This window comes from Comamonas testosteroni (genome assembly GCF_014076415.1).
Lineage (GTDB): Bacteria > Pseudomonadota > Gammaproteobacteria > Burkholderiales > Burkholderiaceae_C > Comamonas > Comamonas testosteroni_F.
Map to the genome: position 1 here is coordinate 523800 of NZ_CP043568.1, position 14195 is coordinate 537994.

The following is a 14195-nucleotide window of genomic DNA, read 5'->3' on the forward strand; positions in this document are numbered from 1 at the left end:
CAAAAAGGCCGTCGTTATACTCACGCCCCTACTGCCCCTGCTTCTTTCCTGATCGTCTGATGACCGCTGCTCAACGCGAATCTCTTGTTCTTGGCGGCCGTGCCGTTGCTGCCCTGCTCGCCGTATACGGCGTGATCTGGCTGGCCATCCACTGGGTGACGGCCCTGGCCGCGCCCGGGGACAACGTGGAGCAACTGATCTGGATGCGCTCGCTGGAGCTGGGCTATTTCAAGCATCCGCCCATGCCGACCTGGATCATGGCTGCCTCTGCGGCTGTCTTTGGTCCTTCGATAGGGCTGACCTATGTGCTGGGCGGTGTGCTCACACTGGGCTCATTGGCGATTTTCTGGAGGCTGCTGTGCGATATGCGAGGCCGGGCCTATGCGACCCTGGGCCTGCTGGCGGCGCTGAGCATCACCTTCTATTGCGGGCGGCTCTATTACTACAACCACAACGTCGTGATGATGCTGTGGACCTCGCTGGCCGTGGCACTGAGCTGGCATGTCACGCAAAAGCCGTCGCTGGCGGGCTGGGCCTTGCTGGGCCTGGTCTCGGGCCTGGGCATGCTCAGCAAGTATCAGTATGTGCTGGCGCTGGGGGTAATAGGCCTGTGGTGGCTGCGCATTGGTGCCTGGCGGAATCCGGTGCATGTCAAAGGGGCTGCGCTGGCGAGCGTGATCGGCCTGCTGGTGCTGTCGCCTCATCTGTACTGGCTGAGCACCCACGACTGGATGCCCATGCATTACGCCGAGCGCACGTCCCTGGGCCTGCATCTGGATGCGGCTGCCCGCATCAATATGTCCTGGAAGTTCGCGGTGGACTGGATCTTCAACCGCTGCATGCCCGCCTGGATGGTGTTGGGCGCAGCTTTGTGGTGGGCGCGCCGCTGTGCGGGCAAGGCCGGTGTACAGGCCGCGCCCGCGCCGCAAGCGCCTGTTGCCGTGGACAGGATGCTGCGCGAGTTCTGGCTGCTCTGGGGCCTGGTGCCGCTGCTGGCCATGCTGGTGCTGTGCCTGTTCACGGGCTCCTATCTGCACCTGCAGTGGGGGACGGCCTTCATGTTCCTGTGCGTGCCTGCCGTCATGGAGCTGGCACGCTCGCCCCGCAACTGGGGCGGCACGGCACATCTGCGCGCCGCCTGGCTGACGTTTGCGGTGCTGCAGGCGCTGCTGCTGCTGCAGTTCTGGCTGGCCTCGCCCATGGGGCTGTCGGGCTACAAGAGCAGCCATCAGAACCACATCCCCGTGGACCGGATCGTTGAAGGCCTTGCCCCCGCCGCGCATCGGGCTCTGGGCGGTCCGGTGGACATCATCATCGGCCCGCAGGCCCTGGCCGGGCGCATTGCCATGGAGCTGCCCGAGCGCCCGCGCGTCTATGTGGAGCGCAATCTGCAGTACAGTCCGTGGATTCGCGAGGACGAGCTGCCGAATGCCCGCATCATCGAGGTGATGGTGGCACCGGACCCCTTGCCCGAAGGCTGGACGCGTGCTTATGGTGTCTGGGCCTGGCGGCCCGTGAAGATTGCCAAGGGCGAGCACTGAGACCTGCCAAAACAAGCAAAGGCGGGCCTCTGGCCCGCCTTTTTTGCTGGAGTTGCCGATTCGAGCCTAGCTGGCAGCGCGATAGATGCGTGCGCGGCCGGTCTGCGATGCGCCGCGCAGGCTGCTTTCATAGGTGCTGTCTTCGGCCGCAGGCACCAGAGCCTTGGTGCGGCGCTGGTTGAGCACGGAAAGCCTTGCCAGCTGGTCACGGACCAGGGAGATTTCGCGGTCCAGATTCTGTGCCCGTTCGCGCAGCGCAGGCGTCCAGTCGTCGCCCGAGAAGCGCTTGACGAGTTGGGAGAACGCCACCATGGCGTCACGCAGGCGGGTGCTGGATTGTTCCAGCGCGGAGGCGTCCGGTGACTGCAGCGATGCCGAAACGGTCTGAATCACCGCATCCAGCGAGTCGAGCATTTCCTGCAAGGTCATCGGGTCAGCCTTTGTTCAGGAGTTCAGCCGCGGGCGCTTCAGCCGCGAGCGTGAACCAGGAATTCTTCGGTATTGGCCAGCAGCTTGTCTGCCACGGCCTCGGCGTTGACGCGGAAGCTGCCATTGGCAATGGCTTCGCGCATGGCCTTGACGCGATCGGCATCAAAGTCGGTATTGGTGCGGCTTTGGCTGTCCAGGGCGCGGGCCGAGGACGAAAAGGACACGGGCACGCCGGCGGCGCGCTCGGACAAGCCTTTGGTCGATTCTTCGGTGGCAACCGTGGTGGCGGATTTCGGGGCCTGCTTGGCAGCTGCAGCGGTTTGCTGCAGGTCCGGCTTATTGCCTATCTTCATGCTGGTTCTCCAATCGCCCTGTATCGGCGTAGGGCGCTGTAGCCTTGCTTTCGACAAGGGCGCGTAAAACTTGAGGAATATTTGGCATGGTTGATAAAGTGAGTGCGCACTCTCTCTTTATTGAACCAGAACCACGCCACTGGCATTGACCGTTCCTGTGACAAGGCGGCCATTATCCATGCGAACCCGTACCTGTTGCCCTTCTCCGGCTGCGGTCATTGCCTTGCCTGAGCCGGCAACACTGAAGCCACCGCCGTTGATCATCACCTGCACGGGCGATCCCGCCGTGAACAAGGCTGGCGGACGCACCATGTTCTGGCGCAGAGCCTGGCCCGATGCCAGCGGACGCGCCGCTACCATGCCGATGAAGTCCTGTGCATTGGCGAAGACAGGAGCGCTGTCCTCTGCCCAGTCCACTTCCGCGGGAACGGCGTCCTCGGCGCTCAGGGTCTTGCCGGCCGGAATATTGCCCTGGGTCACCCAGGCCGGGCCATAGGCCCGCACGGTGATGGGCAGGAACACGTTCCAGGGAACGCTGCCCTGCACGCAGCGCAGGCCCAGCCGGGTGCGACCCCAGAGGCGACTGCCTGCGGGCAGATAGGGCTCGACCTTGGCGCAGGCTGCCAGGCGCAGGCGCGAGTCCAGCTGGCCCATCTGGACCTCCATGCGCAAAGCCATGCCATTGCCGGCCTGCGCAGTCTCGGTTGATGGCTGGTGCAAAGCCGCATCGACAAAGCGCTGTCCGATCTGGCTGAGCTGCGCCGCGCCATCCTGGGCCTGTGCGCCAGCGGTCAGCAGCAGCGCAGCGAGACCCCATGCCGCAGCCAGGCCTTGAGAGGGGCGAAGGCGCAGAAACAGGGAAAAGCGGCCAGACATGCATCAATCCTTTGAAGCATCCACAGACACAGGGCTGCAGACGATGCTTGCAAATATAGGCGCGACCCGGCTTGCGCAATGGCTTGAAGTGCCAGCGCAATACCGCTTTCTTCGCGCTTTAGTTTGCGCTGCCGATTTTCATAATCCTCGCATGCCGCAGTCCGTGGGCTCCGGCATCCCCGAATTCTGAAAGCGAGGCCGCAATGCTGAACAAAATGACCGAACGACTGGACTTCCAAAGCGAGGCGCTGCTGCTGCGCGCCGAGCGCCAGCGTGCGATTGCCAGCAATATCGCCAATGCCGACACCCCTGGTTATGTGGCGCGCGACTTCAACTTCCGCGAAGCCTTGATGGCTGCGACCAGCGGGCCCAAGCCTCTGACCCAGGTCAGCGCCGCGACGGCAGGCCATATCCCGCTGCAGGCACAGATGTCGGATGAGGCGCTCAAGGCCAAGCTCGGGTATTCGGTCAATTCCCAGCCCAGTCTGGACAACAACACCGTGGACCTGGATCGCGAGCGCGCCAATTTCGTCGACAACTCCGTGCGCTACGAAGCCACGCTGCGCTTCATCAACGGCCAGGCCAAGACCATGCTCAGCGCCATTCAAGGCCAGTAAGCCCAGGAGCTAAACCATGTCCATGTTTTCCATCTTCAATATCTCGGGCAGCGCGGTCAGTGCCCAGTCCCAGCGCCTGAACGTGGTGGCCTCCAATCTGGCCAACGTCGATGCCGTGGCCGGCCCCGATGGCAGCGTCTACAAGGCGCGCCAGGTCGTGTTTCAGACCGTGCCCATGGGCAACGACGGCAGCGCGGGCGTCAAGGTCAATGCCATCAGCGAGGACAACACGCCCGGTCGCCGCATCCACGACCCCAGCAATCCGCTGGCCGATGGCGAGGGCTATGTCACCCATTCCAACGTGAGCGCCGTGGACGAGATGGTGAACATGATCTCGGCCTCGCGCTCGTATCAGAACAACGTGGAAGTCATGAACACGGCCAAGACGCTGCTGCTCAAGACTCTGCAAATGGGCCAGTAAGCCCGGGAACACACACATGATCTACGGCGCAAGCAGCGTGGACGGCACCACGACCAACACCACCAGCAACACCAAGAACGCGGTGACCGACCCCAACGAGGCGCAGGACCGTTTCCTCAAGTTGCTGGTGGCCCAGCTCAACAACCAGGACCCCATGAATCCCATGGACAACGCGCAAATGACCTCGCAGATGGCGCAGATCAACACCGTGACCGGGATTCAGCAGCTGAACCAGACCATGGCCTCCATGTCCAGCCAGTTCACGGCCATGCAGGTGCTGCAAGGCACTTCCATGATCGGCCGCACGGTGCTGACCGAGGGCAATACCTTGGGCGTGGCGGCCGATGGCACGCATACCGCTGCCTTCGATCTGGAAAACCAGGCGGCCAGCGTCAAGATCCAGATCACAACGGCCAGCGGCGAGCTGGTGGACACCATCGACCTGGGTGCCGGCGCAGCCGGGCGCAACTACTTCACCTGGGAAGGCAAGGACAAATACAGCGGCGATGCCTCGCAGTTGCGCTACAGCGTGGTCGCCACCAATGGCACGACCGCCGTGGCATCCACCCCGTTGGCGCCGCATGCAGTGATTGCCACCAGCTCGGCCAATGGCTCTTTGTCACTGGAGCTCGATAACGGCAGCAGCGTGGCTTATTCCGGCGTCAAGGCCGTTTACTGATTGAGGAACACATCATGGGTTTTCAACAAGGTCTCTCCGGCTTGAACGCCGCCAGCAAGAACCTGGACGTCATCGGCCACAACATCGCCAACTCCAACACCACGGGCTTCAAGGCCTCGCGCGCTGACTTTGCCGAGATGATCGCCAGCGCCATCGGCTCGGCCAGCGGCCAGAGCAGCGGCATTGGCGTCAACGTGGCCTCGGTGTCCCAGCAGTTCAGGCAGGGCTCCATCACTTCGACGGGCAACAACCTGGACATCGCCATCAATGGCAACGGCTTTTTCGTCGTCAAGCAAAGCGATGGCAGCATCGCCTATACGCGCGCCGGCAACTTCGGTCTGGACAAGGAGGGCAACCTCAAGACCGTGGACAACGACAATGTCATGGGCTATGTGGTGGATCCTTCGACCGGCAAGATCCAGTCGGGTGCCACGCCTGTGCCGATGAGCTTTCCCACAGGACAGCCGATTCCCGCCAAGCAGACATCCAAGGTGAATGTGGAGCTGAATCTGGATGCGCGCGCCACGGTGGCCGCCGGCGACGCGACAGCCACGCCTCCAGTCGCTGCCACGCCGCGTGCCACCTATGGCACCTCGCTGAATGTGTATGACACACAGGGCACGGCGATCCCGGTCAATCTGTATTTCGAGAAAGATGCCACAGGCAACACCTGGAATGTCTTCAACTCGCTCGATGCCACGGCCACGCCGATCGGCAAGGCCCTGTTCGATGCCAGCGGCAAGCTCACCAGCGTCACCCCCAATGCACCGACCACAGGTTCGGGCACCACGCTGAATCTGAGCGTCAGCGGCGGCACGGCCAATCCCAACGGCCTGCAGCCTTTCAATGTCGCGTTCGATTTCGGCGGTCTGACCCAGTTCGGCACCAAGTTTGCCGTCAGCAGCCTCAAGCAGGACGGCTATACCTCGGGTGCGCTGACCGGCATCAATGTGGGCCGCGACGGCTCCATCGTGGCCTCCTACTCCAACGGCGTCACACGCACCGAAGGCCAGATCGCTCTGGCGGCCTTCACCAATACCCAGGGTCTGGGCTCCATCGGCAACAACAAATGGGTGGCCACCTCCGACTCCGGCCCTGCGCTCAATGGTTCGGCCCAGACCGGCACCTTCGGCTCGCTGCAGTCGGGCGCGCTGGAAGAATCCAACGTGGACCTGACGGCCGAGCTGGTCAACATGATGACGGCGCAGCGCTCCTACCAAGCCAACGCCCAGACCATCAAGACGCAGGATCAGGTGTTCTCCACACTTGTGAACTTGCGATAACAGATAAGCCCCTGAGGCGCTTTGCGCCGGGGCTGCAAAGGCGATTGATTTGACGGGAGGAAGGTCAGCATGGACAAAATCATTTATACGTCGATGACTGGGGCCAATGCGGCAGCCCAGCGTCAGGCCGTGCTGGCCCACAACCTGGCCAATGCCGGCACCAACGGCTTCAGGGCCGAGATGTCCACCTTCCGCTCGGTACCGCTGCAGGGCTCGGGTGCCGGCACGCGGGTGTTTGCACTGGAAGCTACCTCCGGCTATCAGGACACTCCCGGCCCTGCCCAGCGCACCGGCCGGGCGCTGGACGCCATGGCCATGGGCCGCGCCTGGTTCGCCGTGCAGGGCCTGGATGGTCAGGAGGCCTACACGCGCAACGGCGTGTTCGAGATTTCGCCCGAAGGGCAGCTGGTCAACAGCAACGGCCAGGCCGTGCTCTCCGACGGCGGCGCTCCCATCGACATCCCGCCCGAGTCCACGATTTCCCTGGGTTCGGACGGCACGCTGACCGCCAAGACGGGCAACCAGCTACCCGTGGCCGTGGGGCGCGTCAAGCTGGTCACGCCGCCCGTCGATGAGCCTCTGGTGCGCGGCGATGACGGCTTTTTCCGCGCGGCGCAGGGCGATGCGCTGCCCAACGATGAAACAGCGCGCCTGCTGTCGGGCTCGATCGAGGGATCGAACGTGAACTCCGTCGAAACCATGGTCGGCATGATCGCGGCCTCGCGCCAGTTCGAGCAGCAGATGAAGCTGCTGCAGACCGCTGAAACCAACGATAAATCCGCCAGCCAGCTGCTGAGCTTGAACGGCTGATAGCCAAAGGAATACGTCATGATCAATTCGCTGTTCATTGCCAAGACCGGCATGGAAGCCCAGCAGACGCAGCTGGACGTGATTTCGCACAATCTGGCCAACGTCTCCACCACCGGCTACAAGCGCGCGAATGCGGTTTTCGAGGATCTGATCTATCAGAATCTGCGCCAGTCCGGTTCGCAGACGACCGAGCAGAATCAGCTGCCGACCGGCCTGCACCTGGGCCTGGGCGTGCGCACCGTGGCCACCAGCCGCAACTTTCTGCAGGGCAGCCTGCAGCAGTCGAGCAATGCGCTGGATGTGGCCATCAACGGCAACGGCTTCTTCGAAGTCAATATGCCCGACGGCACGATTGCCTATACCCGCGACGGCTCGTTCGAGGTCAATGCCCAGGGGCAGCTGGTGACCTCCAGCGGCCTGCCCGTGGCCAACGGCATCACCATCCCCAACGGGGCGACCAAGGTGTCGATCAGCCATGACGGCGTTGTGAGCGTCACCATGCCCGGCCAGGCTGCGCCGCAGCAGGTGGGCAATATCGCCATGAGCCAGTTCATCAATCCCGCCGGTCTGGAGCCGCGTGGCCAGAACCTCTACATCGAGACTGCCTCCTCGGGCCAGCCCCAGCAGGGCACGCCCGGCACCAACGGTCTGGGCACGATTCAGCAGGGCTATCTGGAGGCCTCGAATGTGAACGTGGTCCAGGAGCTGGTGACCATGATCCAGACGCAGCGCGCCTACGAAATGAATTCCAAGGCGATCCAGACTTCCGACCAGATGCTGGCCAAGCTGGCGCAGCTCTGATTGATCACCATGTATTGAGGAGCAGCTTGCGCTTGATACATCTGATTTTCAGATGAAATCAATATCAGATTCAATATTGAGCAAGCGCTATCAGCTCCTATTTAAGTAGCGTGCATTGCGCACGCAAGGGCACAAGGGGCCAAGCGCCTGACTGCCAAGGACTTGCCGCCATGTTCAAAACCATTGTTTCCCATTGCCCGCCGCTCTGTGCCCTCACTGCGGCCCTGCTGGTTTCGGGCTGCGTCACGCTCAATCCGCCGCCGCCCGTGGACATGCCCTCGACCGCACCCCCCGTGCTGCAGCCACGCGAGCAGACGGCCCAGGCGCCCACCGGCAGCCTTTTCAACGCCAGCCGCTACCGGCCCATGTTCGAGGATCAGCGCGCCCGCATGGTGGGCGACTCGGTGACGGTGCAGATTGTCGAGCGCGTTTCGGCCAGCCAGAGCACGGACTCCAAGGTCGGGCGTGCCAACGAGTTGAGCACGGGCATCACCTCGCTGCCGCTGCTCAGGGGGGGCGCCGAGAAGACGGTGGCCGATGCGCTCACCATGGGGGCCGAGAGCAAGAACGACTTCAAGGGCTCGGGTGCCACCAGCAGCAACAACACCTTCACGGGCTCGATTGCCACCACCGTGGTCGATGTGCTGCCCAACGGTCATCTGGTGATTGCCGGCGAGAAGCAGATTGGCGTGAACCATAACGTCGATGTGCTGCGTTTCACGGGGACGGTGGACCCGCGCTCGCTGCGTCCGGGCAGCACCGTGGCATCGACCCAGGTGGCCAATCTGCGCGTCGAGTCGCGCAGCCGTGGCCAGGCCGGTGAAGCCCAGTCAATTGGCTGGTTGTCCCGGTTCTTTTTGAACGTTATGCCGTTCTGATTCTTCCGAGAATGGGCAGTATGAAAGTACTGTCCACGCTCCTGTCACTGCGCCCAGCGCACACCGCCTTGTTGGTGGTCGCAGCCCTTGGCGCCAGCGGGCTCACCCTGCCTGCGCATGCCACACGCATCAAGGAGGTTGCCGCCATCCAGGGCGTGCGCAGCAACCAGTTGACAGGCTACGGTCTGGTGGTCGGCCTCGATGGCACGGGCGACCAGACCACGCAGATGCCCTACACCAAGCAGGCGCTGGCCAATTACCTGGAGCAGATGGGCATCGCCCTGCCGGCAACGGGCAATGCGGCCCAGCTGCAGCTCAAGAATGTGGCGGCGGTGATCATCACGGCCGAGCTGCCGGCCTTTGCGCAGCCCGGCCAGGCCATCGACATCAATGTCTCCTCCATGGGCAACGCCAAGTCGCTCAAGGGCGGCACGCTGGTGGCGACACCGCTGCGCGGCGCGGACGGAGAGATCTATGCCCTGGCCCAGGGCAATGTGGTGGTCGGCGGCGCCGGGGCTGCTGCAGGCGGCTCCAAGGTGCAGGTCAATCACCTGAACGCGGGCCGCGTGCCGCAGGGCGCACAGGTCGAGCGTGCCGTGCCCACCCCCGTCAATCAGGGCAACACGATCACGCTGGGTCTGAATCAGACCGACTTCCAGACCGCCGACAAGATGGTGCGCGCCATCAACCAGCGCATGGGAGCCGGCACCGCCATGGCATTGGATGGCCGTACGGTGCAGGTCAACGCTCCCATCGATCCGGGCTCGCGCGTGCGCATGATCGCCGAGATTCAGGAGATGCCCATCGAGACCTCCAAGCCGGCGGCCAAGGTGGTCATCAATGCCCGCACCGGCTCCATCGTGCTCAATCAGGCGGTGACCCTGGGCCCCTGCGCCATTGCGCACGGCAATCTGTCCATCACCATCAGCACCACGCCGGTCATCAGCCAGCCCGCGCCGTTCTCGCAGGGGCAGACCGTGGTGGCGCAGAAGTCCGATATCCAGGTCAAGCAGGAGCCCGGCAAGGTCATCAACATGCCCAATTCGCCCCAGCTCACCGATGTGGTGCGGGCACTGAATTCACTGGGCGCCACGCCGCAGGACCTGCTGGCCATCCTGCAGGCCATCAAGGCCGCGGGCGCCATGGACGCCGAGCTGGAGGTAATATGAGCACGTCATTGCCCCATTCTTCATCCCTGGCGGCCAGCAATGCTCTGGCTGTCGATGCACGTTCGCTCAATGCGCTCAAGACGGCAGCCGGCGAGAACAGCCCGCAGGCCGCGCGCGAGACGGCCAAGCAGCTGGAATCGCTGTTCATGCGCGAGATGATCAAGAGCATGCGCGAGGCGACCATGAAGTCCGGCCTGCTCGACAGCGCGCAGGGCAATCTCAGCACCGATCTGCTGGATCAGCAGCTGTCGGTCGCCATGGCCGGCCAGCCTGGCGGCCTCACCGATGCCATCAGCAAGCAGCTGGCGCGCAGCATGGGGGTCGATGCGGCCGAGGACGCCGAAATTGCCGTGCCTTCCACACTGAGCCTGAGCCGCAATGCCTGGCGCAATGTGGGCAGCAACGGCGCCTGGAGCGGCAGCCGCAGCCAGGCTGCGCAATCGATCAATGCCTATGCACCGGCTCCCAAGGGGCGCGACAACTTCGTGACGGCGCACACCGGCGCGGCGCAGCGTGTGGCCAGCGAGAGCGGCATCCCGGCCCACTACATGATCGGCCAGGCCGGACATGAGACGGGCTGGGGCAGGAGCGAGATCCGCAACAAGGACGGCAGCAACTCGTTCAACCTGTTCGGCATCAAGGCCGGTGGCAGCTGGACGGGCAAGGTCGCCGAAGTCACGACCACCGAATACATCAATGGCGCGCCCAAGAAGGTGACGGCCAAATTCCGCGCCTATGACTCCTATGAGGAGTCCTTCCGCGACTACGCACGTCTGATCGGCAGCAATCCGCGCTACGAAAAAGCCATGGCCCAGACCGGCTCTGCCCAGGCCTATGCCAGCGAGCTGCAGAAGGCCGGCTACGCCACCGATCCGGCCTATGCGCAAAAGCTCAGTCGCGCCATTCAGAGCGTGGCCCAGGTCACAGTCGCCAACGCCGGCAACAGCAGCGCCAATGTCGCAAGCCGTCTGGGCGTCAGCGCCCGTGCCGCACAGATCAACAAGATCACCGAGAACCAGTCATGAGTCTTCTGAACGTGGGCGCACGCGCCCTGATGGCCAACCAGATCGCCCTGCAAACCACGGGGCACAACATTGCCAACGTCAACACCGCCGGCTATTCGCGCCAGAGCGTGGCCTTCCAGACCTCGGCGGGCCAGAACATCGGCAATGGCTATATCGGCAATGGCGCCGATGTGGCGACCATCCTGCGCAACTTCAGCGAGCTGCTCAACCGTCAGGCGGCAGCGGCCAGCGCGGTCAGCGCATCGGACGCGGCGCGCTCGCAGTCGCTCAATCAGATGCAGGAAGTGTTTTCGGGCGGCAGCAATGGCCTGGGCGCTGCAGTCAACGACATGCTGAATTCTTTTGCCGATGTGAGCAGTGCTCCCACGGATCTGACTTCGCGCAACGTGGTGCTCACACGCATGAACGAGCTGGCTGCGCGCTTTCGCTTGGCTTCCGGTCAGCTCGATGAGCTGGACTACAACACCAAGCAGCAGATGACCAACGATGTGAACGTGGTCAACAGCCTGGCCAGCCAGGTCGCGTCGCTGAACTCGCAGATCAGCCGGGCTGTGGCGACTGGCGGTGTGCCCAACGATCTGCTGGATCAGCGCGATCAGCTGGTGCGTGACATCAACAAATATGTGCAGACTTCGCAGGTCGACGCCGGCGATGGCTCCATCACGCTGTTCGTGGGCGGCAGCCAGCCGCTGGTGATGGGGCAGACTGCCGCGCAACTCAGTCTCAAGGAGTCTGTGCAATACCCTGGCAGCGGCCAGATGAGCCTGTACTTCCAGCAAGGCAGCGGACAGACGGTGGAACTGACGGCCAATATGGTTGGTGGCGGTGAGCTGGCGGGTCTGCTGCAATTTCAGAACTCCGACTTGACCGAGGGTCGCAATTTGCTGGGCCGCATGGCGGCCACGCTGGGTGCGGCCATGAATCAGCAGCAGCAAAGTGGCCTGACTCTGGATGGCAAGCCGGGCTCTGCCCTGTTCACGGTGCCCAGCACGGTTGTGGGGCATACCTCGATTGCAGGTATCACGGCGCAGGCGCAGTTTGTGGATACGGCTTCCACCAGCATTCCAAAGACGCCGCTGGACTACACGGGCTATCAAGCCTCCGATTACAAGGTGCTGTTCAAGGACAACGGCGCGTTGTCACTGATTCGTCTGTCGGACAACAAGGTCACGGATTTTGCCGATATCAATGAGCTGGCAACGACCACGGTTGATGGTCTGCGCTTCAATGTATCGGGTGCCGGAGCAAAAGGCGAGTCCGTTCTGTTTCAGCCCTATGCCAATGTGGCGCATGACTTCAAGGCCCTGGTGTCCTCGCCGCGCGATCTGGCTGCAGCCAATCCGATTACAGCGGGCATGTCGCAGAGCAACAAAGGCAATCTGCAGTTGGCGGCGCTGAAAGTCAATTCGGGTGACTTCACGGTGCCGCCTACGACTACCGGTGTGCAACTGAGCTTTCAAACCGATGCGCAAGGCAATATCAGCTATACCGTTTCGGGCTCCAGCAATGCTGGCAGCAACGTCAGTGGCAAGCCCTATGTGTCTGGCCAACCGATTGAAGTCGATGGCTGGTCCATCACGCTGACGGGGACGCCTCACGACGGCGATTCGGTACTGGTGGGCGATGCGCTGGATCCTCAGTATGGTGACGCCTATACGCGCAATGCCGGCAATGCGGGGGCCTTTATGGATCTGCGCGACGCCAAGGTGTTTGATGGTGGTACCAGTCTCAGCGACGGTTACTCGGCACTGATCGCTCAGGTCGGCACACGCACGCAGAGTGCCAATTACGCCGCCAAGCTCTCCCGCACGATTGCCGACAATCTGGAGGCTGACCGCACGGCTGTGTCGGGAGTCAACCTCGACGAGGAAGCCGCCAAGCTGCTGCAGTTCCAGCAGGCCTACCAGGCCTCGGCCAAGATGCTGCAGGTGGCACAGGGAATTTTTGACAGCGTGGTTCAGGCCGTGGGCCGCTGATCCGCAACAAGGAGCCAATCATGACCAATATTGCCCGCGTTGGCACGGCCAGCATGTATGACAGCTCGGTTCGCAACATCAATTCGCGCCAGAGCAATCTGGTCGATCTGATGGACAAGATTACCGCTGGCAAGCGCGTGCTGCGCGCCAGCGACGACCCGGTGGCGGCCGCCCAGGCCGAGCGCGCACGTACCAGGCTGACACGCACCGAGTCCGATCAGCGCTCTCTGGACGCGCAGCGCAATATCATCTCCTATGGTGAATCGACTCTGGGCGAGGCCAACAAGGCTTTGCAGGATTTTCGCGATCTGCTGGTGAATGCGGGCAATGGCACGTTCAACCAGACCTCGCGCGATGCATTGGTGGCGCAGATGACGAGCCTGCGCGACCAGCTCATGAGCTATGCCAACCGCAAGGACAGCAATGGCTTGCCGCTGTTTCGCGGCCTCGACAGCTCCGAGCAGCCCGTGCAGGGCTACACGTTTGCGGGCCAGCCCGGTCAGTCCGGCAGCGGCGACAACAGCATTCCCAACTCGCTCGATGGTGCGGCGGCATGGATGAATGTGCCGACCGGAAACGGCGTGCTGGAAGTCAATGCAAACCAGAGCAACAAGGGCAAGGCCTGGGCCGATGTGGGCGTGATCTCGGACCCGTCCACCGCAACCGCGCTGACCACGCCTGTCAGCGTCGAGTTCTCCATGGATGCAGACGGCAAGCCTCAGTACAGCCTGGATGGCGGAGCGACCTTCAAGCCTTACAAATCGGGCGAGGCGATCGAGGTGGCCGGCATGAAGCTGACCATCACGGGCGAACCTGCAGCCGGCGACAGCTTTACCGTGTCACCAAGCCAGCGCTCGAATATTTTCAGTGTGCTGGACAAGGCGATTGATGCCGTGCGCAACGGCAGTAATACCGACGGCTCCACGGCGACGGGGGCATTGACCCATGCCATCACCAAGGGCCTGGCGGAAATCGATACCGGCATGAGCCGTATGCAGACCGTGCAGAGCTTTGCGGGTGACTTGCTCAATCGTGCCGATCGCATTGAAACCGGACTGTCCGCACAGTCGTTGCAGCAAGAGGCTGACCGCTCAAGAGCCGAAGATCTGGATATGATTCCCGCGCTTTCTGAAAAAGAAACCCAGACCGTGGGTCTGCAGGCGGCTCTGCAGTCTTATGCTCAGATCCAGAAGCTGTCACTGTTCAACTACATCGGCTGATTCCTGCGGGCTCTGCCCGTCTTGATGTCTCGTCGTACACCTGTCCAAATCCTCCATGACCCAGTCTGCCCTCAGCTCCTTGACTCTTGGTTATCGGCCGCTCTGGGGACGTACGCG

Annotated in this window: 16 protein-coding genes; 13 read left to right on the forward strand and 3 right to left on the reverse strand. The window is 62.8% G+C overall.

Going from position 1 to position 14195, the window contains the following annotated elements:
- Positions 1–59 precede the first annotated feature (59 nt).
- Positions 60–1541, forward strand: coding sequence for a glycosyltransferase family 39 protein (locus F0P97_RS02365; protein WP_182285470.1), 1482 nt, complete (start codon positions 60–62; stop codon positions 1539–1541).
- 66 nt (positions 1542–1607) lie between these two features.
- Here F0P97_RS02365 and F0P97_RS02370 read toward each other — a convergent pair whose 3' ends face one another.
- From F0P97_RS02370 to flgA, 3 genes are all read right to left on the reverse strand, one after another.
- The gene (locus F0P97_RS02370) at positions 1608–1970 is read right to left on the reverse strand and encodes a hypothetical protein (RefSeq protein ID WP_182285471.1); all 363 of its coding nucleotides are present in this window, start codon (positions 1968–1970) and stop codon (positions 1608–1610) included.
- 38 nt (positions 1971–2008) lie between these two features.
- Entirely contained in the window at positions 2009–2323 is a 315-nt protein-coding gene (gene flgM, locus F0P97_RS02375) for a flagellar biosynthesis anti-sigma factor FlgM (protein WP_003065535.1), read from the reverse strand.
- 117 nt (positions 2324–2440) lie between these two features.
- Positions 2441–3199 carry a flagellar basal body P-ring formation chaperone FlgA gene (gene flgA / locus F0P97_RS02380; RefSeq protein ID WP_182285472.1) on the reverse strand — a complete coding sequence of 253 codons (759 nt, stop codon included), beginning with the start codon at positions 3197–3199 and terminating at the stop codon, positions 2441–2443.
- Between flgA and F0P97_RS02385 the strand changes: the two genes are divergently transcribed.
- The 12 genes from F0P97_RS02385 (at position 3198) to flgL (ending at position 14078) form a co-directional block, all read left to right on the forward strand.
- A complete protein-coding gene (locus tag F0P97_RS02385) occupies positions 3198–3389 on the forward strand; it encodes a hypothetical protein (protein WP_182285473.1) in 192 nt (63 codons plus the stop codon). The two genes, flgA and F0P97_RS02385, sit on opposite strands and share 2 nt — an antisense overlap.
- A gap of 13 nt (positions 3390–3402) precedes the next feature.
- Positions 3403–3816, forward strand: coding sequence for a flagellar basal body rod protein FlgB (flgB, locus tag F0P97_RS02390; RefSeq protein ID WP_182285474.1), 414 nt, complete (start codon positions 3403–3405; stop codon positions 3814–3816).
- 16 nt (positions 3817–3832) lie between these two features.
- A complete protein-coding gene (gene flgC, locus F0P97_RS02395; RefSeq protein ID WP_003059205.1) occupies positions 3833–4237 on the forward strand; it encodes a flagellar basal body rod protein FlgC in 405 nt (134 codons plus the stop codon).
- Between the two features lie 16 nt (positions 4238–4253).
- Entirely contained in the window at positions 4254–4916 is a 663-nt protein-coding gene (locus tag F0P97_RS02400; protein ID WP_182285475.1) for a flagellar hook assembly protein FlgD, read from the forward strand.
- Positions 4917–4930: 14 nt separating this feature from the next.
- A complete protein-coding gene (gene flgE / locus F0P97_RS02405) occupies positions 4931–6199 on the forward strand; it encodes a flagellar hook protein FlgE (protein ID WP_182285476.1) in 1269 nt (422 codons plus the stop codon).
- Positions 6200–6268: 69 nt separating this feature from the next.
- Positions 6269–7009, forward strand: a complete 741-nt coding sequence (locus tag F0P97_RS02410; protein WP_182285477.1) for a flagellar basal body rod protein FlgF — start codon at positions 6269–6271, stop codon at positions 7007–7009.
- An 18-nt stretch (positions 7010–7027) separates the two neighbouring features.
- On the forward strand, positions 7028–7810 hold the full coding sequence (flgG, locus tag F0P97_RS02415; protein ID WP_182285478.1) for a flagellar basal-body rod protein FlgG: 783 nt from the start codon (positions 7028–7030) through the stop codon (positions 7808–7810).
- A gap of 170 nt (positions 7811–7980) precedes the next feature.
- Positions 7981–8688: a flagellar basal body L-ring protein FlgH gene (locus F0P97_RS02420; protein WP_182285479.1), complete on the forward strand. Its 708-nt coding sequence runs from the start codon at positions 7981–7983 to the stop codon at positions 8686–8688.
- Positions 8689–8708: 20 nt separating this feature from the next.
- On the forward strand, positions 8709–9857 hold the full coding sequence (locus F0P97_RS02425; protein ID WP_003065520.1) for a flagellar basal body P-ring protein FlgI: 1149 nt from the start codon (positions 8709–8711) through the stop codon (positions 9855–9857).
- A complete protein-coding gene (flgJ, locus tag F0P97_RS02430; RefSeq protein WP_182285480.1) occupies positions 9854–10882 on the forward strand; it encodes a flagellar assembly peptidoglycan hydrolase FlgJ in 1029 nt (342 codons plus the stop codon). The genes F0P97_RS02425 and flgJ overlap by 4 nt, the downstream gene beginning before the upstream one ends.
- Positions 10879–12858 (forward strand): flagellar hook-associated protein FlgK, encoded by a 1980-nt coding sequence (flgK, locus tag F0P97_RS02435; protein WP_182285481.1) that lies wholly within the window; start codon positions 10879–10881, stop codon positions 12856–12858. The genes flgJ and flgK overlap by 4 nt, the downstream gene beginning before the upstream one ends.
- Positions 12859–12878: 20 nt before the next feature.
- Positions 12879–14078 (forward strand): flagellar hook-associated protein FlgL, encoded by a 1200-nt coding sequence (gene flgL, locus F0P97_RS02440; RefSeq protein WP_182285482.1) that lies wholly within the window; start codon positions 12879–12881, stop codon positions 14076–14078.
- The last annotated feature ends 117 nt before the right edge of the window (positions 14079–14195 follow it).